Below are 19,420 nucleotides of genomic sequence, written 5' to 3'. Positions count from 1 at the left end.
CCGTGACGAGCAGTGAGCTGTGGACCCGCGAGACCGCCGACCGCTACGACGCCGAGGAGACCGAGATGACCTCGGCCGCCGTTCTCGGACCGACACTCGCCTTCCTCACCGAGCTCGCCGGAGACGGCCGGGCGCTGGAGTTCGCCATCGGCACCGGACGCGTGGGCGTCCCGCTGCGGGAACGCGGTGTGCCGGTGGTGGGTGTCGAGCTGTCCGAGCACATGGCGGCGGTCCTGCGGCGCAAGGCCGACGAGCAGACGCTGCCGGTGTCCATCGGGGACATGGCGACGACCGTCGTCCCCGGCGAGTTCGCTCTGGTCTACCTCGTCTACAACACGATCACGAACCTGCTCACGCAGGACGAGCAGGTCGAGTGCTTCCGCAACGCGGCACGCCATCTGAGCCCCGGCGGCCGGTTCGTCATCGAGCTGGGCGTGCCGCCGCTGCGGTTCCTGCCGCCCGGACAGATCGCGGTCCCGTTCGACGTCTCCGAAGAGCATCTCGGCCTGGACACCTTCGACCTGGTCGAACAGATCCTCGTCTCGCACCACTTCACCCGCGACGGGGAAACCGGCGGCTACCGACGCGACCACTCCCGGCACCGGTACGCCTGGCCGGCGGAGCTCGACCTGATGGCACGGATCGCCGGGCTCGAGCTGGAGCGCCGCGTCGGTGACTGGGACGGGACTTCGTTCACCGAGGACTCCGCGAAGCACATCTCGGTGTGGCGCAAGCCCGCCTGAGACCGGGTGCTCCCGGCCCGGGAGAGGGGCCCCGCAGTCGGCGGAGCCCCGGTGCTGCCTCAGCGGTCGCCGGCGAACCAGTCCCGCTGCGGGACCTTGGCCGCGAGTGCGCCGCAGTTGGAGCCGTAGTTCCAGGCCTGGAGACTGTCGATGACGCCGCCCCACTCCACGCAGGCGCCGCGCGCGAACGCGTACACCGGCCCGGCGTACGACCGGTAGTCGCCCGCGTCGTACTGGTCCTCGCCGCTGTCGATGTTGCGCACGTAGGCCACCATGTACTTGGGTGAGCCCGTGCTGTTGCGGATGGTCACGGTGCAGTTCCTGCCCGTTGACGAGTTGTAGGTGAGGTACACCGTGCCGGTTGTGCCGATCGGCATGGAGTTCACCACCTTGTAGCCCGAGCCGCAGACACCGTTGTACGACGCGGTGGCACCGGTGGTCGCCGCGCCGGCGGCGGGAGCCGTCGCCAGCAGCCCCGCCCCGACGGCCCCAACCGCGATCAACGACGCCCCCACGGCTTGCATGGAACGCTTCATGGCACCTCGATCCGTGAATGGACTGGCCTCCCCATGGTGTTGCCGAGGCCACCCATGGAGACCTTTGCGCCCCTTCGGGGGTTGTACTCCGTTGACGGCTGTTTACGGCCATTCGCGCAGCACTTCAGTGCTCCGCAGCCTTGCCGGCCGGTACGGGCATCGCCAGGTGGGCGAGATCGACTGGTGGGGGCGTGCTGACCGGCCACAGGGGGGCGGGCGTGCCGTCGGCGACCGCGGCCGGGGCGTCGGTCAGCCGCATGCGTTCCCGCAGTCGGCCGTAGAAGTCCGTGGGCCCCAGCCGCACCGCCCGCAGTCGGCGGGGAGCGGCGTAGACACCGATCCAGTCGCCCGGGCCGAGTACACCCCGCAGCTGTCCGTCGATGCTCACGGCGGCCCCGCCCGACCGTTCGAGGATGCGCAGTCCGACGGGCTCGTCCGGCGCGGTGACCACCGAGCGGTCGAACGCCATGTGCGGGGCCACCGCGGTGAAGACGAGTGCTTCCGCCCGGGGAGAGACGACCGGGCCGCCAGCGGCGAAACTGTAGGCGGTGGAGCCGGTGGGGGTGGCCACGAGGAGTGCGTCCGCGGAGTACGAGGCGAGCAGCCGGCCGGATACGTACACGCCGACGGAGATCTGCCGGTCCCTCGACAGTTTCTCGACGACCACGTCGTTGAGAGCGGTGACGTTCAAAGCGATGCCCCACTCGTTTCCGCTTTCGCAGTCGGTGCGCACCCGGGGCGGCGGCAGCAACGGGCCCCGCCCGTAACGCAGCAGGGCTTCCATCTCCGACGGGATCTCCAGCGGGCGGGAGGCCCGCAGCGTGAGCAGCATGCGGCTCTCCGGCTCCAGACGATCACCCTGGACCGCGTCGAGGGCGGAGCGCACCTCCGGCGCGGGCACCTCGGTCAGGAACCCGACCCGCCCCAGGTCCACGCCCAGGATCAGGGCGTCGTTCTCCGCCGCCAGCCGGGCGCCGCGCAGGAAGGTGCCGTCACCGCCCAGGGTGACGATGAGGTCCGGGTCGCCCGCCGCGTCCATCTCCTCCCGGGCGCTGTGGCGGCCTTCGTCCCTCCACACGTCGATGTCCGTACACACAATGGCGTTCTCGTCGCACCACTCCCGGACTTCCCGTGCCGCTTCCCCGGCACCTTCCCGACCACCGTGGACCACGAGTCCGACCCGCTCGATCGTCACCACTGCCTCCCTGCGAGCCTGCGAGTCCGTACGGATCGCCCGGGTGTGCTCGGCCCGCGAACGACGGAATCCTCGCCGACCGTCACGGCGGGACGGCGGCGACATGCCGAGGGTGTCCTCTCCCGTCCGGTGGGTCGTCCGGCGAGTCGCGCGTCAGGTACCGAGTAGGTACCATGCCGGTATGCCATCACTCAACGTGACCTTCACCGAGGACGAATTGGAAGGCGTGCGCGCTGCTGCCGCAGCCGAGGGCAAGAGCCTCAAGCAGTACATGCACGACCTGGGTGTCCGCGAGATGCAGCGCAAACGGTTCGTCGCCGGCGCCGCCTCCTGGGCGGACAGGCTGCGCGCCGAGTTCGACGAGGCGTTCCCGGACGAGATCCCCCCGTCCCAGCGCGGCGAGGGAGTCACCGCCGCCTGATGAGCGAGCCTCTGTACATCGATGTCCCCTGGCTCCTGGACGTGCAGGACGCCGCTCTCGACGACGAGGACGTGTCGGTCACGGACTACTCGGCGCTGGTCGCGGCCGTGGCACGGCACAAGACCCGCATGCCGACCCTGGCCGCCTCCAACCCCGACGGTGCGTGGCGCGCGGCCGCCCTCCTGCACACCATCGTGCGTCTCGAACCGCTCCCCCACCGCAACAGCCTCTTCGCGGCGTTCGTCACCGGTCAGTACATGGACCAGTCCGGGGAGGGAATCGACCCGCCCTACGGGGCCCTGTCCGACCTGATCAGGAAGGTCCGTGAGACCCGGCTGGGCATCTACGACGTGGCCGACGCGCTGCGTTCCTGGCGCATCTGACACGACGGGGCCGTCACATGCCACGCCAGATGTTGTCGAACGCCGCTTCCTCGATGCTGCGGCGCTGCCTGATGGCGGCCAGCTCCACCACGGCGTCGTTCACGGTGGCGAGGACGGCCGCGATCCCGTCGTCCTCGGGATCTCCCACCTGATCGGCCGACTCGTGCCGGATGCCCACCGCGGCAGCGAGTCCCACCAGCACCGGATCGCCGGACGACCATCGCTCGGTGGCCTGCCGACGGGCGGCCGGATCGGCGGGGGCCGGCCGGTCGGCAGTACGCCGTACGGTCCATCGCGGGCGCCTGCGACCGGCGTCCTGCGCGCCCGCGGCGGCGAGGTACTCCGCCGCCAGACCGCGTCCCCTGCGCCACAGCCAGTCCTCCACGGACTCGGCAGGCTCCCCGGTGACCGAGGACGCCGCGGCGTCCAGGAGCCGGTCGCCGGACGGGGACGGCGACACCGGCCTCAGGAGGAGACCGTCCAGCGACACGGTCTCCGCTTCCAGCAGGTCGACCAGTTCGGCTCCGGCCAGGGCCAGCGACAGGTCGCCCCGCTCGACGGGGTACTCGGAGGGGGCCTCGAGAGAGACGACTGTCAGGTCGTGCGCTGTGGTCATGGCGAAAGCTCCCCATCTGTCACATCTGCTGCGACCCGGTGGCCGTGATCCGAGTCAGCCTACCCACGGCGGGAGCCTGTCGGGATTGCGGGCCGCCCGGGTGCGGACGACGCGGCCCCCGGTGACGTCGAACGCGGCTACGGCCATGACGGCGCCGGCGCGCCGGGCCACCAGCCCCCCGGCGGGGTCCCGTCCAGCCCGCCCGGCGCGCCTCCGGCTTCCTCGCCCTCGCCTCGGTCCAGGTCGTGCACGGCATCGCGCACGTTCCGTCGGTGCATCTTCCACTGAGTGTGCTGAGGTGAGGACTGAGTCCGCCGGCGCTGGTGCGGCGTCGCTGAGCGCCACGGCACCGGTGCCGACGGTCGTGATCAGGTGTCAGGCTTCGGCAGCCGAGCCGCGGGACGTGTCTACCGGGCGTGGAGCGCCTGCTCGTCGTCCCGATCCCGGGAGTGGCGGAGGCAGGAGGCGGCCACCACGAACGGCCACAGCGACTGGACAGACGTGACGACGCGCTCCGCGACGCCGGCGTCACCGTGTCGTCGCAACTCGATCAGGAACCACACGCCACCGGCGGCCATCAGGGCCGTCACCGCGATCGAGGGCGCCGGGCGCAGAGCCCAGGGGGCTGCTGGGCCACCGTTGACCGCCAGCACCGGCCACACCGCCAGGAGTGTGAACCCGGCCACCACCACCGCGCCGTGCCGCAGGGAACCGCCGCTGCTCGGCGCGGGCAGCGCCACCACGACCAGCGCGGCGAGTCCGCCGCCGCCCAGCGCCACGCGTCCGGCGGTGGCGGCCGCCCGCAGCCCCCAGGCGGTCACCAGGTGGCAGACGCCCAGACCGAGAAACGCCGCCGTCATCGCCCAGAACCCGGCGGCTCCGTAGGCTCCCAGGACGCTGATCGTCTGAGTGACGGGGTCGTAGGCGGACCCTTCGAACAGCGCCGCACCGGTCCAGCCTGCGATCAGCAGAACGGGCGCACACCCTGACGAGAGCAGAACCCATCCGGGAACAAATCGCATCGGACAACCATAAAACGCTCGATCATGTGCCGCAGGGAGGAGGCCGGTGCTCCGGCCCCGGTGCGGGGCGCGGACCGGACGTCTCGTCAGGAGCAGCCGTGCTCACCGGGGCGGGTTGAGTTCGCGGAAGTACGTCCAGCTGGTCTCGTTCGGCTCGCTCCACTTCTCCGGGGCCCTGGCGAACTCCGGGTGGTGGCCGGCGATGTGGGCGCGGGTGCGCTCTGGGACCTCGGCGTACGACCCGAGCTTGCGCCCCCGGCAGTGATAGGCGAGGCCGCCGGGCCGTTGGCCGCGGGCCATCCACGGCACCCACGGGGACATCCGGGTCCACGACATGGTGGCCGGGACACTGGGCGCCGGGCCGTCCAGGTCCGCGCGGTGGGCGAAGAACTGGAAGAGTTCCAGGGCCTTGTACGTGTCGCCGGCCGAGTGGAGCGGGTACTGGGCCACGGGCAGCGGCGAGGGGTAGGCGAGCGGGATCTCCAGGCTGAAGCAGACCTGTCCGCCGAGGTCGGTCGTCGGGACCGGGAAGGGGCGCCACCTCTGGTTGGCCGGGTCGTTCCAGATGTGCACCACCGGCAGGTCCCGCCAGGTGTCCAGGATGTCGCGGGTGACGGGGTCCAGGTAGAAGGCGGCCTCGCGGGTGAGCAGCCGGTAGGCGTCCGGGCCGTCCTCGGGGTCGTGCACGAGGCGGGCGACGTTGACGCCTTCGAAGCCGAAGAGGCACGCGTAGGGCTCGTCGGGGCTCCAGCTGTACACGTTTCCCGACCACCAGTACGTGACCTCCGCGCCGTCGAGGGAGGCACGGGTGCGGGCGAGAGAGCGCAGCAGCTCTGCGGGTGACGTCATGGGAACCACTCTGCGCGACCGCCGCCCCCGCCGGACGGAGAACGCCGCGTCGTGCCCCGAAAACGGCCGGAAGCGTCTGTGCCGGGGCGACGCCCCTCGGTCGGCCGAGGGCCGGCGGGAGCGCGGTGCCCGGTGCCCGGTGCGCGGTGCCCGGCGCGCGGTGCGCGAGCGGACGGTCGCCGCCGGTCGTCCCGGCCGGAGAAGCAGCGGCGCACCGCACGCTCGGCGGCGTTTCCGTCGTCGTACCGGCAGCGGCGCTCGTGGAGGGCGGCACGCAGCGCGGCGGCCTCGGGACCAGGCCAACGGCCGCTCCCCGAAGGCGTCGACGAGTCCCGGTCCCGGCTCCCCAGCCCCGCTCCCGGCTCCCGGCTCCCGGCTCCCGGGCAACCGTTCCCCCGAGGCGCGCCGTTCAGGGATCATGAGGCATGCGACCGGACGGCTGGTACCTCACCGAAGAGCTCGACGACTTTCTTTCCCGGGCCGGAGACTTCCTGCGCTCGCGCCCCGCCCTGCACACCACGCCACTGACGACGATCGAGAAACTCCGGACGCGTGGCACGGACGCGTTCGGACCGGGAACCACCGTCTTCGGCCGGCTGGAGGCCGGCGGCGAGGTTCACGCCGTCTTCCTCCGCCCGCCGACCAACCGGCTGACCCTCACCGCCCTCTCCCCCGGGCAGGCCGACTCCCTCGCCGTCCACCTGGCCCGCCTCGGCCACTCCCCCTCCGGCGTCCTGTCGGACCACGACACCGCCACCGTGTTCGCCGAGGCCTGGCGACGGCACACCGGCGCCGTACCGGTACGCACTTGGGGTGCCCGTCTCCACCGTCTCGGCACGCTCACCCCGCCGGAGCCCGTCCCGGCGGGGTGTGGCCGGCTCGTGGGCGAGCGGGAGCACGAGCACCTCATGCGCTGGTGCCGCGATTTCGCCGCGGATGTCGGTGAGGCCGTGACCATCGACGCCGCGTCCTGGGGCGACACGCGCTTCGCCGAGAAGCGCTACACCTTCTGGGAGACGCCGAACGGCACACCCGTCTCCATGGCGGGCGCGAATCCGCTGGTCGGCGGGCAGGTCCGGATCGATCCCGTCTACACCCCGGCGCGGTTCCGCGGCCGCGGCTACGCGGGTGCCGTGACGGCCGAGGTCAGCCGTGCCGCGCTGGCGGCCGGTGCGACGGAGGTCGTGCTGTTCACCGACCCTGCCAACCTCACCAGCAACGCCCTCTACCGGCGCATCGGATACGTCCCGCTCGCCGACTTCACCGGCTACGGCTTCGGCCACTCCGGTCGGCGCTTGTAGGCACCACGCCATGGACACGCGTCCTTCGGGCCGTTCGAGGACGACGTCGTTGACCACGTCGTCTTCTGCCGGAGAGGTCCACGCCCTGGGACGGAACACCTTCCCGACCGAACCGCCGCCGCCCGGGCTGACCCGGCGGACGCCGCCGTGTACGGCGGTCCGGGCCGCGCCGGTGTCGCGGGCCAGGAAGGCCATGACCGCGGCGAGGAACTCCAGCGGGAACACGAACACGGCCAGCAGAATGCCCGTCGCCCGGATCTCCTCGCCGGTGATCAGCCCCAGCCCGATGCCCGCCAGTACGGCCATGCCGATACCGAACGAGAAGAAGCCGAGCGGCAGCGGATGGGCGTAGGGCCTGACCACCACGGTGGCAGCGCCGGGACCGCGCCCCGGCCGCTCCCCAGGGGTTTCGCCCCCGGTCTCAGTCACGAAGAGCCCTCATGGGGTGCTTCCCTCTCGCCGGTCGGAACGGGACCGCCGGAGGTCCGGCAGGCCCGTTCCCAGTGCCCAGGCCGCCGCGCCGCCTAACGTCGTCCTCGTTCCACGGCGTGGCCGACCGGGCTCGTCGAGCGTCGGACAGGTCACGCCCGTGACCGGCCGGACCTGCTCGCCGGCCGGCGCCGCGCAGGCGGTACGGCGCGTCGGGGGCACCACGCCTGCGGCGGAACCGTGCTCACCGTGCCGTGGGAAGGAAGCGGAGTCGCCGTACCGTGCCTCAGCAGAACCCCGTGCGGGGAGCCGCGACCTCGACGGTGTCCTTCACCAGGGCCAGTGCCGCCCCCTCGGGGCTCGACCGCCCGCCGCTCACGGTCACGTCGCCCGCGTCCGGGCAGCCGAAGACCACGGCCTTCTCGGGTCCGGTCAGTGCGTGCAGCGGGTCGCCCGGCTCGGTGTCCTCCAGGCGTACGTGCACGACGAGGGGCTCGTCCGCCGACGCGCCGGCGACCGCGCGCAGGCGACGGGACCGGGAGAGCGCGTCGAGGGCTCGGCCCGCGGTGCCCTCGTCCACCGGCTGCGCCCGCACGCGCACCTCCGCCGGGTCCCATCCCCAGGCCAGCGCGGCCAGCAGCCGCACCTTGGTGGCGGCGTCCTCGCCGGACAGGTCGGCCGAGGGATCCGCCTCGGCGATGCCCCGCAGCTTCGCGGCGCGGAGGGCGTCGCTCAGTGTGTGGCCTTCGGCGAGGCGGTCGAGTACGAAGGTGACGGTGCCGTTGGGGCAGGCCCGGATCGTCCGGCAGTCCAGGCCGCGCAGGGACGTTCGCGCCAGGTCACCCGCGGGCAGGGCCGCGCCGGTCGCGCCGGAGATCCTGATCATGCTGCCGCCTGTCCGGGCGGCCGCGTCGAGTTCCCGCCAGTGGGTGAGCAGGTGGCTCTTGGTCGCCGTCACCACGTGGATCCCCCGGCGCAGTGCGGCCACGGCCTCCTCCGCCGCGTGCTGCCTCAGTTCGGGCGAGGACGGGACTGCCTGGACGAACACACGCGCGCCGGTCCGGTCGAACGTCTCGCCCAGCGGCCGCGGCGGACCCCACTGGGAGCGCGGCGGCACCGACCCGTCGTCACCCGGCCGGCACTGGGCCGAGCCCACGCGCACGGCACCCACCCGCGGACGTACGCCGTAGCGGCGTTCGAGCGCGTCCCCTTGCCGGGCCAGCCCGTCGACGAAAGCCTGCCCCACCGGGCCGTACCCGGAGAGGACCACATCGGTGCGAGTCGTTTCTTCCATGGACCCGGGATCCTTCCACACCGCCCGAGCGTGACGCGGCCGGTCAGCGGTGAGGTGTCACCAGACCGGAGCGGGAGGCCCAGGCACCCGGCGTCGATCGGGCGGTGGACGGTGCCGGGCGTGAACCGGGCGACCGTGCCCGGCTGCGGAGGCGTCTGCTCGAAGCCCGAGGTGGTGAGGGTCTGCACGGCACCCGGGCCCGCCGTGACGACGTAGCCCTCGGGGCACCTTGGGGGGCAGGTGCGGGGTGCCGCCGCGGGCAGCCCCTCGACGGTCGGCCAGTCGTACGCGGTCAGACGCGACCCGCCCGCCCTGCCGGGAAGCCGTCGTGCTCGCGCTCACCAGGTGAGTCCCGCCAGGTGCGCGGCGACCCGTGCCCGGTCCCAGGCGCCGTCGGCGACGACCACGCGGTAGGCGCGGGCGAGGGTCTCGCCGGGCGGCAGGACCAGTTCCTCGTGGAAGGCCCAGGACGGTGCGACCGCCGCGAAGGGGTCGCTGCGCACGAACCAGTGCGCCGGGTGGGTCCCCTTCTCGCCCGAGTGGTCGTTGGAGGGCGCGTGTTCGAAGACGACCGTGGCGTGGCCGTCCCGTCCGTCGTGCTCGCCGACGTACGCCAGCCAGGGGGCCTGGCAGCCCATGGGGTCGCTCCCCGCGGACTCGGCGGACTCGGCGGTCGCCGCGGAATCGGCGGATTCCGCGGTGAAGACCCGGCCGCCACGGAAGGCGCGGGGGCCGCGCCAGAACAGTCCGGTGTATCCGGCGGCGGGGCGCCCATGGGTGGTGGGGCTGCCGAACCGCAGGGGTTCGGCACGCCGGTTGGTCACCGCCGACGTCCAGACGAGCGTCCAGCTGCCCGTCTCCGGGTCGACGTCGCGCGCCTCGATGCGGCGCTCCTCCTCGGCCCACAGTTCGCCGTCGCGCGGGTGCCAGGTCAGTCTCTCGGCGATGACGGCGCGGTCCGCCGCGGCGCCGACCTCCTCGAAGGCCACGTGGGCCATCGAGCCGACCTTCTTCGGCAGTGCGAGGTAGCCCTCGCCGTGCACATAGGTGTTGCCGCCCCACAGGTTCTGTCCGGACAGGTGGGAGGCGGTCAGCTGGAGCCCCTTGTGCCAGCGGTGGTCGTTGGGCCGGTAGTCCGTGACAAGTCCTCCGGACAGGGTCCGGACCGGGTGCAGATACGGCTTGGGCGCCTCCCAGTCGGCTTCGGGTCGGTACACGTAGGAGAACAGCTCGGTTCCGGCGGCCTCGTGGGCCACGGTGATGCGGTCCCCGTGGACGTGGGTCAGTGAGAGCGTCATGCGTGGTCCTCTTCCTCGGGCGTGACGGCCGGTGCCCGGCCCGGGGCTCCGCCGTGCGGTTCGGTGCAGTACGGGTCGCCGGGGCCGATGCCGCCGCCCGCGCCGCACGCTCGTGCCGGTGGGCGCGGACTTGTGCAGGACGGTGAGGAACTCCGTGGAAGATGGCCCGGCGGCCGCGCGCGCCGCCGGTCGGGTGGCCTCCGCCGTTCCTGATGCGGTCGACCAGGACGCGGCCGCGCGCACTGAAATGAGCATCGCGTCGAGACCCGTGCACGGAAACGGGGATCCCGGACTCGTCGGCGGGACCGCAGGCTGACAGCAACCGCTTTCTATCATGTGTTCCAACGTTGTAACCGTCACGCGTCCACAAGGTCAACCCCCTGCTGTCAAGTCGGCGGTCCGGCACGTACCGACAGGCGCGGCGCACAGGGCCGCCACGATCTGCGGAGACTCCGGCAAGGGGCGGGCCGCGGCCGCGGTGGCACTGGAAGACGTGGGGAGCGCGCAGGGGTGTCGATCGAGACGTGCCCAATGCCGCATACGGCACCCCGCGGATGCTCGACGCCCCGCGGCCGCGGGTGAGACGAGCCATGAAGGGGTTCGGCGGCCTGCCGGCGATCAGCACGCGGCGCGCCCCGCACGAGGCGGGACCGGGCACCGGGGGGAAGCCGCCGTCACCGTCGTCGGCGGCCGGGAGGAGGCACTGCCAGCGCCTCGCCCTGCCGCGTCTCCGGACCGCATGGGCACCGGTGAGAGCAAGGACGAGTGCCCTCACCGAGGGCACTCTCGCTCGGCGAGACACTGAGGCGCGCAGCGTGCCGCCCTAGGCTTTTCGACCATGGAAATCCCGAGACGCCTCATCGACCTCAGGCGTGCCGTCGAGGCCGCGGACAACCGTTACCGCAGCAACTCCGGGGAGAACGCCACGGTCGCCCTGGCGGTCTGGTCCGACGCCACCGCCGCGCTCGCCCACGGCATCGCCGCCCACGCCGACGAGACCGGCGTCTCGTACCGGGAGGTGCAGTCGGCCGTGGAGCGCGCGGCGCGGCTACGCGCTCCGGTGGACTGAACCGGCACCGCCGCCGCTCCACGGTTCACACGGGCCCGGCTCCGCGCTTCAGTCATATCGTTGACAGTCGCGACTAACGGCAATAGCTTTTAGTTAATGCCGTTAGCCCTACTGGGGAGTGACATGACTGAGTACCTCGCTGTCGACGGTGGCACCCTCGCGTACGAGGTGACGGGGGCGGGCCCGCTGCTCGTCCTCGCACACGGCATGGGCGACAGCCGCGCCGCGTACCGCGCCGTGATCCCGCGGCTGGCGGCGGCCGGCTACCGGGTCGCGGCGGTCGATCTGCGCGGCTGCGGCGAGTCGAGCGTCGACTGGCCCGCCTGGAGCCGCACCGCCATCGCCGGTGACCTGCTCGCCCTGATCCGCCACCTCGGCGGCCCGGCCGTACTGGTCGGCCACTCGGTCTCGGGCGGCGCCGCCACCATCGCCGCGGCGCGGGAGCCCTCGCTGATCACCTCGGTCGTCGAGCTGGCGCCGTTCACCCGCAAGCAGTCGGTCCGGCTCGGCGACCTGCGGGTGAGGCGGTTCCGGCGGGGCATGCTGCGACTGCTCGGCGCCGGTGTGCTCGGCAGCGTGCCGATCTGGCGCTCGTACCTCGATGTGGCATACCCGGGTGCGAAACCGGTCGGCTGGACCGAGCGGCTCGGCCGCATCGAAGCCCTGCTGCGCGAACCGGGCCGGATGAAGGCCATGCAGGCCATGGGCCGCAGCGCGCCGACCGACGCCGGCGCCCAGCTCGGCAACGTGCGCTGCCCGGTCCTGGTCGTCATGGGCACACTCGATCCCGACTGGGCCGACCCGCACGCGGAGGGCTCGGCGGTCGTCGAGGCCCTGCCGCCCGGGCTCGGCCGCCTGGAGATGCTCGATGGCGCCGGTCACTACCCGCACGACCAGTTCCCGGACCAGGTGGTCTCGCTCGTGCTGGCCTTCCTCCGCTCGGACGCCGCCCGTGCCTAGGGCGGGCCTGGATCCGGCGGCCGTGGTCGCGGCCGGGGCCGCCCTGGCCGACGAAGTGGGCTTCGCCAACCTGACGATGGGCCTGCTGGCCGAGCGGGTCGGCGTACGCGCCCCCTCTCTGTACAAGCACGTGGGCGGCCAGGACGACCTCAACCGGCGGATCGCCGCCCTGGCCCTGCACGAGGCCGCCGACGCCGTCGGTGGCGCGGTCCAGGGCTACGCGGGCCGTGACGCCCTGTCGGCCGCGGCACGCACCTTCCGCGCCTTCGTCCTGGAGCACCCCGGCCGGTACGCCGCGACGATCGGTGAGGAACCGTCGGGGCCGGACGACCCGCTGGCCACCGCCGGACAGCGGCTGCTCGGCGCGTTCACCGCGGTCCTGCGCGGCTACGACATCGAGGACCGCGACGTGAACCACGCCCTGCGGCTGCTCCGCAGCCTCTTCCACGGCTTCGCCACGCTGCAGGCGGCGGACGGCTTCCAGTGGAGCACCGACGTCGACGAGAGCTTCGAGTGGCTCATCGCCTTCGCCGACCGGGGCCTGCGCACCCTGTGACGGCACCCTGCCGGTCGCGACTTCCCTCCCATGGGCGCCGACGACGCGCAGCGCGAACGCACCGCCGAGGACGTCGCCACACCGTGGAGTCCCTGGCCACCACCCTTTACGTGAACGGTCCCGAGCCGTTTCACCGGCACTCTCACGTGGACGGCGGAGATCCTCACCGCCCGCGGCGTCCCGGCCCGCCGCCTCCTGCCCGGCCTGGACCTCGCGGCGGAGCGCCTGCGCGGCTTTCCCCGGGGCCGGGGCCTGCGCGACGGGCCCACCGCTCCCCCGGCCTCGGCACCGAGCCGCCGAGCCCCGGCGGCGCGTCGGGCGTCAGCCGAGCCGGACCTCACTGCCCGACCTCGCCGTCGACGCCCTGCGCCCGCAAGGAATTCACGAGCCTGACGGAAGGCTCACCGCCGGGCCGACGCCGCCAGCATCGGGAGCGAGATGATGTCGGCGAGGGCCTGCTGGCCGGCGATGTTCGCGTGGACGCCGTCACCGGTGTCGTACGGCGGGTGGATGCTGTTGGGCCGCACGGGGTCTTCGAGTACCTGGTCGAAGGGGAGGATTCCGTCGCAGGTGCCGCCACAGCTGTTCCACTTCGAGACGAACGTGCCGACGGCGTGCCGGTCGCGGTTGTTCTGGTCGGTGTAGCCCGGGCGCGGGGTGATGGGCGTGACGTACACCTTGATCCCCGCGGCCCGCAGTCGCTGGAACACCTCGCGGTAACTGGCCTGGATCTGTGCGGCGTCGCAGCCGGCCGGGAGGTCGTTGGTCCCGTAGTAGTAGAGGACTCCGGTGACCCCGTGCAGGGAGAGGACGTCTCGGTCCAGCCGGGCCGAAGCGTCCAGGCCGCGGACGGACTCGCCGATGCCCGGGCAGGCCGCGGCGCTGGTGGTGCCGCCGATACCGGCGTTGGCCACGGCGAGCTGCCGGGCGGCGGGCAGTTCCGACGTGATCCGCCGGGCGAGGTCGTCGGTCCACCGCAGGTCGGCGCCCGGGCGGCTACAGCCCGGTCCGCAGTTCGTCGACCCGGTTCCGTCGACCACCGAGCTGCCGTAGGCGACGAGACTCCCCCGCAGCCGGGGGTTGTGCACGTCGACGGCGCTGACCAGATAGGTGGAGCCGGTCGTTTCGGTGAACGCGGTACCGGCCGGGTCGGCGGTGTGGTCACCCGAGCCGGGCGGGGTCAGGTAGTTGGTGCGGAAGGCGCTGTCGTGGCGCCCCGGAGCCACCGTGCCCGAGACGGAGAGCGACACCGCGATGTCGTCCTGGGCCGCGGTCCTGAGCACGGCCCTGTCGCTCCACACCTCACCGCCGGGCGGGACCACGACCTGGCGCCGGCCGTCGAACGTGACGGGACGCGGGCGGCCTTCCGTCGCGGCGTCCTTGCCGCCGCTGCGGGCCACCGTCGCCGCATCGACGGTCAGCGGTGTCTCGCCGAAGGTGTTCTGGACGCGTATCCGGACGGCGTCACCCCCCTGACTCAGGTGGGTGATCATACGCATCGACTGGTCACGCAGGGGGGCGGGCGCGAGGCTCTGCTGCGAGGCGGCCCAGGACGTGAACCAGTCGTTGACTCCCGGGCCGCGCCCCGGTCCGGTGTCCGCGGGAGCGGCGGCGGTGCTCGCGGACGCGGCGAGGACGGAGGAGGCCAGGGTGAGAGCCAGGGCTGCCGCGACGCCTCTGGCCGGGGGCGCCTGGGCGAGGCCGAGTACTCGGGCAAGGAGACGGTGCATGGGTGCCTGCCTTCCGACGTGCGGGACGGGTGCCGGCTGGGATCCTCCCCGCCCGGCCCCGGGCCCACGCCACTCGCGGCACTGCGGTGCCCCTCGCGTCGTTGGCACCGATCCCGCGACTGTGCAGCCGTGTTGCGGTCGCCGGCCGTCGTCGCGGCAGCACGGTGTCGCCGTTGCGGCATACCCCACCGCGCGCGTCAGCCGTGAGCACCACAATTGCTAATGAACACCGTTTTCAAGAAGCGTCGTGGTCCCACGCCCGGCTCCGCCGCCTTTCGAGCGCGCGCGGGGCCGGCCGGCCGTCTGCCGAAAGGACCCTTCCCGTGGCCCTGCCCAAACGCAAGATGTCCCGGGGCAACACCCGCCACCGCAGGGCCCAGTGGAAGGCGAGTACGCCGAGGCTGGTGCCCGTGACGGTGGACGGGGTGACCCTGCGGGTCCCGCGGCACCTGGTTCCCGCGTACCGACGCGGTCTCCTCGGCCCGGAGAACTGACGCCTCCCCGCGTTGCGGGCGTGCGGGACGGGACGGAGACTGGCCGTGAGCGACGGTGGCCGGAGAGGGCCTGGGCCATGGGCGACTACGCGGACCTTGCTGGGGTCAGGACCTGGTACGAGACCGAGGGGGACGGCGAGCCGCTGGTCCTGTTGCACGGCGGTCTGTGCACCAACGGCACCTGGGGGGCCCAGCGCGCCGACCTCGCCGCCGCGTACCGCCTCTTCCTGCCCGAGCGGCGCGCGCACGGACACACCCCGGACGTGGCGGGCCCGCTCACCTACCGGGACATGGCCGACGACACCGTGGCCTTCGTCGAGTCGGTCGTGGGCGGGCCCGCGCACCTGGTCGGCTGGAGCGACGGGGGCGTCGTCGCCCTGCTCGTCGCCGCCGCCCGGCCCGACCTGGTGCGCAGGTCCGTGGTGATCGGTGCCAACTTCCGCCCCGCGGCGGAGAGTTTCGTCGAGCCGGGCATGCTCGACGCGATGTCGCCCGAGGGGCCGGATCTGGCGTTCTTCCGCGAGCTGTACGAGGCCGTCTCGCCCGACGGTCCGGAACACTGGCCGGTGGCGGCGGCGAAGGTGCTCGACATGTGGCGCACCCAGCCGGCACTCACCACGGACGAGCTGGCCCGTGTCCGGGCGCCCACCCTGGTGATGGTCGGTGACGACGACCTGGTGACGCTGGAGCACACGAGCGCCCTGTACCGCGCCGTTCCCGGTGCTCAGCTGGCCGTCGTCCCCGGCGCCTCCCATTTGGTGCCGCTGGAGAAGTCTGCCCTGGTCAACCGGCTGATCCTCGACCATCTCGCGCAGGGCGGGGTCGAGACGATGATGCCGATCAGACGTGCGCCCGCCCCCGTGGCCGGGGCCTGAGGATCCTCCCCGGACGAGCGGTTGACGGGCAGTCAGCGACGCGGAGCCACCGGGGCCGCAGGGGTCACCGGGGTCGCGGGAGCCACCGGGGCCAGCGCCAGTGCGGCGAACGTCGCCAGCCAGTGGTCGGTGGTGAAGTCACCACGCTCCACCGCCGGCATGCCCGCCGCGAGGTGCGCCTCGGCCGCCTCGCCCAGGCGGGCGCGGACCGGACCGACGGGCAGGGCGTCGGCGAGGGCACGCAGCGCCGCGGCCCTGCTGAGCGTGAGGCCGAGCAGATGGCCGATCTGGGGGTCGGCGTGGTCGGAGACCACCGGTACCTCCAGCAGCGCGCAGGGGTGACCGGCTCCGAGTCCGGGCAGGAAGCGGTCGAGCCATACGGCGAAGCGCTCCGGGGGGAGGGCCCGGCGCATCGCGTCGGCCTCGGTGAGCGCCGGGGACAGGAAGTCCTGCCCCGACGGTTCCCAGTGCGCGGGCGCGTCGTGATCGTCGGCGTACCAGCTCAGCAGGCGTTCCCGTACGGCTTGGTCGGTCCCGGCCGACAGTTCGCCCGAGTCGAGTGCGAGGCCCAGCGCGAAGGCGCTGTTGGGGTGGTTGCCGTGACGCACGGGATAGGTGGCCTTGGGCAGCCAGTCGGCCAGCAGCCGGTCGACGGCGGCGACGGCCGGTGCCAGAGCCCCCGACCAGCGGTCGCCCTCCGCGCCGCCGTGCACCCGGCACTCGGCGGCGAGCGCGAGCAGCCACGCCCAGCCGTAGGGACGCTCGAAGGACGGGCGGTCGCGCAGGTAGGCGGCCTCGGTGGCGAGGTTGCCGGGGGTGAGGTGCCGGTCGAGCACGGCGACGGCCGCTCCGGTGTCCGGGAGTGCGGGCGTGCCGCCGTGCCGGTGGAGCAGGCGGACGAGCAGCCAGTGCATGTGAACCGAGGAGTGCCAGTCGTAGGCACCGTAGAAGGCGGGGTGCAGGCAGCGGGGTTCGAGGCACTCGTCGGGAGAGGTGACCAGGTGCGCGGGGAAGTTGGGGTACTCGCGGGTGATGTTCGCCAGGGCGAGGTCGGCGAAGGCTGCCGCGTGGGCGCTGAGCGGCATCAGTGGGTGGCTCCCTCGGTGACCTTCAGGTCCCGCTCCGCGGGGGTGCGGGCGGCGGTGGCCAGCAGGGCGCGCAGGCCGTGGGCGACGGTGGCGGGCGGGAGGGCGGGCGCGGTGCCGTCGGTCACCTGTTCCGGCGCCCAGGGCACGTGCGCGAACCCGCCGCGTATGTGGGGGAACTCGGTGGCGATGAGATGGCCAAGGCCGTACGCCACGTGGTTGCACACGAAGGTGCCGGCCGTGTTGGAGACGGCGGCGGGGACCCCGGCCTCGCGCATCGCGGCGACGCAGGCCTTGACGGGGAGGGTGGAGAAGTAGGCGGCGGGGCCGTCCGGGACCACCGGCTCGTCGATGGGCTGCCCTCCGGCGTTGTCGGGGATGCGCGCGTCGTCGATGTTGACGGCGACGCGCTCGACGGTGACGCCCGGGCGTCCGCCCGCCTGCCCCAGGCAGAGCACCAGGCCGGGGGCCGCGGCGAGGACGGCGTCACGCAGGGCGTCGAGGGACGCGCCGAAGGCGCAGGGCAGTTCGGCGGCGGTTACCGTGAGCCCTGCGGACGGTTCGGCGGCCACCAGGGACGCCGCCTGCCAGGAGGGGTTCACGCGCTCGCCGCCGAAGGGGGCGAAGCCGGTGATGAGGACACGGGTCATGGACGTTTCCTTGCGGGTCGTACGGGCGCGGGCGGTGCCGAAGCGGCGGGGGACCGGAGCCGGGGCCGGCGGACGGCCGAGGTCAGAAGGCGAAGAACGCCATGATGACGGTGCAGCAGCCGAGCAGGGCGACGCCCGTCGGCAGCTGCGCCTTGATCGGCCCGTACTGGTCCTTCAGTTCGAGCAGGGTGGCCGGGACGATGTTGAAGTTGGCGGCCATCGGCGTGCAGAGGGTACCGGCGAAGCCGGCCAGCATGCCGATCGCGAGGACGGCGGGCTCGTTGCCGTGCATCTGCTGGATGAGCACCGGCCAGCCGATGGCCGCCGTCATCACGGGGAAGGCGGCGAAGGCGTTGCCCATGATGACGGTGAACAGGAACATGCCCACGCAGTACGCGAGGACGGCGATGTACTTCGAGTCGTCCGGCAGGACCTTGTTCATGATGTCGCCGACCTGGTCGCCGACCCCGGCGGCGGCGAAGATCGAGCCGAGCACGGCCAGGAGCTGGGGCAGCAGCAGGGCGGAGCCCATCGCCTCCAGCATGGAGCGGCCGGAGTGGACCGGGACGGCGAGCTTCCTCTCACCGGTGACGAGCATGCCGACGACGAGCGCGGCGACGCAGCCGAGGCCGAGCCCGAGGAGGGTGGCCTTGCCCGACTCGAAGAGCCCGGACTCGTCCAGCACGGAGGCGCAGACGATGGCGACGAGCGGGATGGTCAGCGCGGGGATGAAGATCCTGCTGCCGAGTCGGGCGGCGGCGGCCTCGCGCTGCTCGCCGGTGGTGGTGACCGGGACGCCCTTGCCGAGGAAGTTGAAGCCGGCGAGCACGATCAGGGCGAGGACGGCGACGCCGAGTGGTTCGGCGGGCAGGGTCCAGCCGCCGTTGCCGGCGGTGGCGTCGGCGACGCCGGTGCCGTAGGGGAAGGTGAGTCCGAGCAGGCCCCAGAACGCGGCGGACGTCCACCGCTTGGAGTTGCTGCGGTCGGCGGCCATCTGCACCGCCATGACGACGAAGACGAGGCCTATCAGCCAGTACAGCCATTCGACCTTGATCACTTGTCGGCCCCCTCGGGAAGCGGCAGGTCGTGCTCGGCGGCGGCGAGCGCCATCTCGCGCTCGAGCTGCTTGTCCATGAGCAGCAGCCGGGCGCCGTGGATGAGGAAGGCGCAGACGGCTAGCGGGATCGCCCACAGGGCGAGCTGGGTCGGTTCGATGTCCTGGTGGTACGTGGAGTTCACGAAGCCGGTGATCAGCAGGATGGAGCCGATCGCGATGAAGCAGTCCTCGCCGAAGAAGACGCCCACGGTGTCGGCGGACGCCGAGTAGGAGCGCACCTTCTCGCGCAGCCGGTCGGGCAGCTTGGCCCCCGTGCGGCGTTCGGCGGCGGCTTCGGCCATGGGGGCCACCAGGGGACGCACGGTCTGTGCGGGGCCGCCGATGCTGTTCAGGCCGAAGGCCGCGGTGACCTGCCGGACCAGCAGGTAGACGGTGAGGAAGCGGCCGGCGCTGAGGCTGCCCAGGCGGCCGATGAGGTTGCGGGCCTGTTCGCGCAGGCCGTAGCGCTCGAGCAGCCCGATCACCGGGAGCACGATGGCGTAGACGGTGACCGAGCGGCTGTCGGCGAAGGACCGGCCGAAGGCCGCGAGGACCTCCAGCGGGTTCATCCCGCCGAGCAGTCCCGTGACGATACCGGCGACGCCCACCACGAGGACGGGGTTGCGGCGCGTGACGAATCCGAGGATCACCACGACCACACCGAGGAGAACGATCATTCGGTGGCCTTCTTCAGGCATGAGGGGGCAGGGCACGGATCCGGAGCGTCGGAGCGCGACCTCATCGGCCTCGGGGACCACAGCTCCAGATGTGTGGCAGATGCACGGACACTAGCGATCGTTGAACGATCTAACAAGGGG

General features: G+C 72.7%; 22 protein-coding genes. 10 read left to right on the top strand and 12 right to left on the bottom strand.

The window, feature by feature from the left end; all coding sequences use genetic code 11:
- Positions 1-2 precede the first annotated feature (2 nt).
- Positions 3-743 carry a class I SAM-dependent DNA methyltransferase gene (locus ACGFYH_RS12095; protein WP_393803020.1) on the top strand — a complete coding sequence of 247 codons (741 nt, stop codon included), beginning with the start codon at positions 3-5 and terminating at the stop codon, positions 741-743.
- A gap of 59 nt (positions 744-802) precedes the next feature.
- Here ACGFYH_RS12095 and ACGFYH_RS12090 read toward each other — a convergent pair whose 3' ends face one another.
- Together ACGFYH_RS12090 and ACGFYH_RS12085 are read right to left on the bottom strand one after the other, a co-directional pair.
- Positions 803-1,267 carry a spore-associated protein A gene (locus ACGFYH_RS12090; RefSeq protein WP_393803108.1) on the bottom strand — a complete coding sequence of 155 codons (465 nt, stop codon included), beginning with the start codon at positions 1,265-1,267 and terminating at the stop codon, positions 803-805.
- Positions 1,268-1,403: 136 nt separating this feature from the next.
- On the bottom strand, positions 1,404-2,474 hold the full coding sequence (locus tag ACGFYH_RS12085) for an NAD(+)/NADH kinase (RefSeq protein ID WP_393803019.1): 1,071 nt from the start codon (positions 2,472-2,474) through the stop codon (positions 1,404-1,406).
- A gap of 181 nt (positions 2,475-2,655) precedes the next feature.
- Here ACGFYH_RS12085 and ACGFYH_RS12080 point away from each other — a divergent pair, with 181 nt between their 5' ends.
- Complete coding sequence (locus ACGFYH_RS12080) at positions 2,656-2,895, top strand: hypothetical protein (protein WP_393803018.1); 240 nt, start codon at positions 2,656-2,658, stop codon at positions 2,893-2,895.
- Positions 2,895-3,278: a toxin Doc gene (locus ACGFYH_RS12075; RefSeq protein WP_393803017.1), complete on the top strand. Its 384-nt coding sequence runs from the start codon at positions 2,895-2,897 to the stop codon at positions 3,276-3,278. The genes ACGFYH_RS12080 and ACGFYH_RS12075 overlap by 1 nt, the downstream gene beginning before the upstream one ends.
- Before the next feature lie 13 nt (positions 3,279-3,291).
- Here the strand turns inward: ACGFYH_RS12075 and ACGFYH_RS12070 are convergent, their stop codons facing one another.
- The 3 genes from ACGFYH_RS12070 to ACGFYH_RS12060 form a co-directional block, all read right to left on the bottom strand.
- Complete coding sequence (locus ACGFYH_RS12070; protein ID WP_393803016.1) at positions 3,292-3,894, bottom strand: GPP34 family phosphoprotein; 603 nt, start codon at positions 3,892-3,894, stop codon at positions 3,292-3,294.
- 407 nt (positions 3,895-4,301) lie between these two features.
- Positions 4,302-4,916 (bottom strand): DUF998 domain-containing protein, encoded by a 615-nt coding sequence (locus ACGFYH_RS12065; RefSeq protein ID WP_393803015.1) that lies wholly within the window; start codon positions 4,914-4,916, stop codon positions 4,302-4,304.
- 102 nt (positions 4,917-5,018) lie between these two features.
- Positions 5,019-5,765, bottom strand: a complete 747-nt coding sequence (locus tag ACGFYH_RS12060) for a DUF1838 family protein (RefSeq protein WP_393803014.1) — start codon at positions 5,763-5,765, stop codon at positions 5,019-5,021.
- Between the two features lie 425 nt (positions 5,766-6,190).
- Between ACGFYH_RS12060 and ACGFYH_RS12055 the strand changes: the two genes are divergently transcribed.
- Positions 6,191-7,066 (top strand): GNAT family N-acetyltransferase, encoded by an 876-nt coding sequence (locus ACGFYH_RS12055; protein WP_393803013.1) that lies wholly within the window; start codon positions 6,191-6,193, stop codon positions 7,064-7,066.
- A 193-nt stretch (positions 7,067-7,259) separates the two neighbouring features.
- Positions 7,260-7,418: a hypothetical protein gene (locus ACGFYH_RS12050; RefSeq protein ID WP_393803012.1), complete on the top strand. Its 159-nt coding sequence runs from the start codon at positions 7,260-7,262 to the stop codon at positions 7,416-7,418.
- Between the two features lie 363 nt (positions 7,419-7,781).
- On the opposite strand, the gene ACGFYH_RS12045 is transcribed toward ACGFYH_RS12050, so the two are convergent.
- Together ACGFYH_RS12045 and ACGFYH_RS12040 are read right to left on the bottom strand one after the other, a co-directional pair.
- Positions 7,782-8,789, bottom strand: a complete 1,008-nt coding sequence (locus ACGFYH_RS12045) for a homoserine dehydrogenase (RefSeq protein ID WP_393803011.1) — start codon at positions 8,787-8,789, stop codon at positions 7,782-7,784.
- A 338-nt stretch (positions 8,790-9,127) separates the two neighbouring features.
- Positions 9,128-10,087 carry a PmoA family protein gene (locus ACGFYH_RS12040; RefSeq protein WP_393803010.1) on the bottom strand — a complete coding sequence of 320 codons (960 nt, stop codon included), beginning with the start codon at positions 10,085-10,087 and terminating at the stop codon, positions 9,128-9,130.
- A gap of 838 nt (positions 10,088-10,925) precedes the next feature.
- Here ACGFYH_RS12040 and ACGFYH_RS12035 point away from each other — a divergent pair.
- The 3 genes from ACGFYH_RS12035 (at position 10,926) to ACGFYH_RS12025 (ending at position 12,672) form a co-directional block, all read left to right on the top strand.
- A complete protein-coding gene (locus tag ACGFYH_RS12035; RefSeq protein WP_393803009.1) occupies positions 10,926-11,156 on the top strand; it encodes a hypothetical protein in 231 nt (76 codons plus the stop codon).
- Positions 11,157-11,279: 123 nt separating this feature from the next.
- On the top strand, positions 11,280-12,116 hold the full coding sequence (locus ACGFYH_RS12030; RefSeq protein WP_393803008.1) for an alpha/beta fold hydrolase: 837 nt from the start codon (positions 11,280-11,282) through the stop codon (positions 12,114-12,116).
- Positions 12,117-12,138: 22 nt separating this feature from the next.
- The gene (locus ACGFYH_RS12025) at positions 12,139-12,672 is read left to right on the top strand and encodes a WHG domain-containing protein (RefSeq protein WP_393803107.1); all 534 of its coding nucleotides are present in this window, start codon (positions 12,139-12,141) and stop codon (positions 12,670-12,672) included.
- A 401-nt stretch (positions 12,673-13,073) separates the two neighbouring features.
- On the opposite strand, the gene ACGFYH_RS12020 is transcribed toward ACGFYH_RS12025, so the two are convergent.
- Complete coding sequence (locus ACGFYH_RS12020; protein WP_393803007.1) at positions 13,074-14,402, bottom strand: SGNH/GDSL hydrolase family protein; 1,329 nt, start codon at positions 14,400-14,402, stop codon at positions 13,074-13,076.
- A 323-nt stretch (positions 14,403-14,725) separates the two neighbouring features.
- On the opposite strand from ACGFYH_RS12020, the gene rpmF reads away from it, so the two are divergent.
- Both rpmF and ACGFYH_RS12010 read left to right on the top strand, forming a co-directional pair.
- Entirely contained in the window at positions 14,726-14,896 is a 171-nt protein-coding gene (rpmF, locus tag ACGFYH_RS12015; RefSeq protein WP_393803006.1) for a 50S ribosomal protein L32, read from the top strand.
- Positions 14,897-14,973: 77 nt separating this feature from the next.
- Entirely contained in the window at positions 14,974-15,771 is a 798-nt protein-coding gene (locus ACGFYH_RS12010) for an alpha/beta fold hydrolase (protein ID WP_393803005.1), read from the top strand.
- Positions 15,772-15,803: 32 nt separating this feature from the next.
- On the opposite strand, the gene ACGFYH_RS12005 is transcribed toward ACGFYH_RS12010, so the two are convergent.
- The 4 genes from ACGFYH_RS12005 to ACGFYH_RS11990 form a co-directional block, all read right to left on the bottom strand.
- On the bottom strand, positions 15,804-16,856 hold the full coding sequence (locus ACGFYH_RS12005) for a DUF2891 domain-containing protein (protein WP_393803004.1): 1,053 nt from the start codon (positions 16,854-16,856) through the stop codon (positions 15,804-15,806).
- The gene (pcp, locus tag ACGFYH_RS12000) at positions 16,856-17,506 is read right to left on the bottom strand and encodes a pyroglutamyl-peptidase I (RefSeq protein WP_393803003.1); all 651 of its coding nucleotides are present in this window, start codon (positions 17,504-17,506) and stop codon (positions 16,856-16,858) included. Before pcp ends, ACGFYH_RS12005 begins: the two co-directional genes overlap by 1 nt.
- A gap of 82 nt (positions 17,507-17,588) precedes the next feature.
- Positions 17,589-18,563 (bottom strand): DUF979 domain-containing protein, encoded by a 975-nt coding sequence (locus ACGFYH_RS11995; RefSeq protein ID WP_393803002.1) that lies wholly within the window; start codon positions 18,561-18,563, stop codon positions 17,589-17,591.
- Positions 18,560-19,279 carry a DUF969 domain-containing protein gene (locus tag ACGFYH_RS11990; RefSeq protein ID WP_393803001.1) on the bottom strand — a complete coding sequence of 240 codons (720 nt, stop codon included), beginning with the start codon at positions 19,277-19,279 and terminating at the stop codon, positions 18,560-18,562. The genes ACGFYH_RS11995 and ACGFYH_RS11990 overlap by 4 nt, the downstream gene beginning before the upstream one ends.
- Positions 19,280-19,420 lie beyond the last annotated feature (141 nt).

The organism is Streptomyces sp. NPDC048392 (assembly GCF_043200575.1).
Taxonomy (GTDB): Bacteria; Actinomycetota; Actinomycetes; order Streptomycetales; family Streptomycetaceae; genus Streptomyces.
The sequence above is the reverse complement of the archived record's forward strand: the minus strand, read 5'-3'. Positions and strand labels throughout refer to the sequence as shown.

What these genes read in the sequence shown, in the direction of transcription:
- ACGFYH_RS12090 (WP_393803108.1), bottom strand. Translation starts at nt 1,267, where the DNA reads ATGCAAGCCGTGGGGGCGTCGTTGATCGCGGTTGGGGCCGTCGGGGCG.
- ACGFYH_RS12080 (WP_393803018.1), top strand. Translation starts at nt 2,656, where the DNA reads ATGCCATCACTCAACGTGACCTTCACCGAGGACGAATTGGAAGGCGTG.
- ACGFYH_RS12075 (WP_393803017.1), top strand. Translation starts at nt 2,895, where the DNA reads ATGAGCGAGCCTCTGTACATCGATGTCCCCTGGCTCCTGGACGTGCAG.
- ACGFYH_RS12070 (WP_393803016.1), bottom strand. Translation starts at nt 3,894, where the DNA reads ATGACCACAGCGCACGACCTGACAGTCGTCTCTCTCGAGGCCCCCTCC.
- ACGFYH_RS12065 (WP_393803015.1), bottom strand. Translation starts at nt 4,916, where the DNA reads ATGCGATTTGTTCCCGGATGGGTTCTGCTCTCGTCAGGGTGTGCGCCC.
- ACGFYH_RS12060 (WP_393803014.1), bottom strand. Translation starts at nt 5,765, where the DNA reads ATGACGTCACCCGCAGAGCTGCTGCGCTCTCTCGCCCGCACCCGTGCC.
- ACGFYH_RS12055 (WP_393803013.1), top strand. Translation starts at nt 6,191, where the DNA reads ATGCGACCGGACGGCTGGTACCTCACCGAAGAGCTCGACGACTTTCTT.
- ACGFYH_RS12050 (WP_393803012.1), top strand. Translation starts at nt 7,260, where the DNA reads ATGACCGCGGCGAGGAACTCCAGCGGGAACACGAACACGGCCAGCAGA.
- ACGFYH_RS12045 (WP_393803011.1), bottom strand. Translation starts at nt 8,789, where the DNA reads ATGGAAGAAACGACTCGCACCGATGTGGTCCTCTCCGGGTACGGCCCG.
- ACGFYH_RS12040 (WP_393803010.1), bottom strand. Translation starts at nt 10,087, where the DNA reads ATGACGCTCTCACTGACCCACGTCCACGGGGACCGCATCACCGTGGCC.
- ACGFYH_RS12035 (WP_393803009.1), top strand. Translation starts at nt 10,926, where the DNA reads ATGGAAATCCCGAGACGCCTCATCGACCTCAGGCGTGCCGTCGAGGCC.
- ACGFYH_RS12030 (WP_393803008.1), top strand. Translation starts at nt 11,280, where the DNA reads ATGACTGAGTACCTCGCTGTCGACGGTGGCACCCTCGCGTACGAGGTG.
- ACGFYH_RS12020 (WP_393803007.1), bottom strand. Translation starts at nt 14,402, where the DNA reads ATGCACCGTCTCCTTGCCCGAGTACTCGGCCTCGCCCAGGCGCCCCCG.
- ACGFYH_RS12010 (WP_393803005.1), top strand. Translation starts at nt 14,974, where the DNA reads ATGGGCGACTACGCGGACCTTGCTGGGGTCAGGACCTGGTACGAGACC.
- ACGFYH_RS12005 (WP_393803004.1), bottom strand. Translation starts at nt 16,856, where the DNA reads ATGCCGCTCAGCGCCCACGCGGCAGCCTTCGCCGACCTCGCCCTGGCG.
- pcp (WP_393803003.1), bottom strand. Translation starts at nt 17,506, where the DNA reads ATGACCCGTGTCCTCATCACCGGCTTCGCCCCCTTCGGCGGCGAGCGC.
- ACGFYH_RS11990 (WP_393803001.1), bottom strand. Translation starts at nt 19,279, where the DNA reads ATGATCGTTCTCCTCGGTGTGGTCGTGGTGATCCTCGGATTCGTCACG.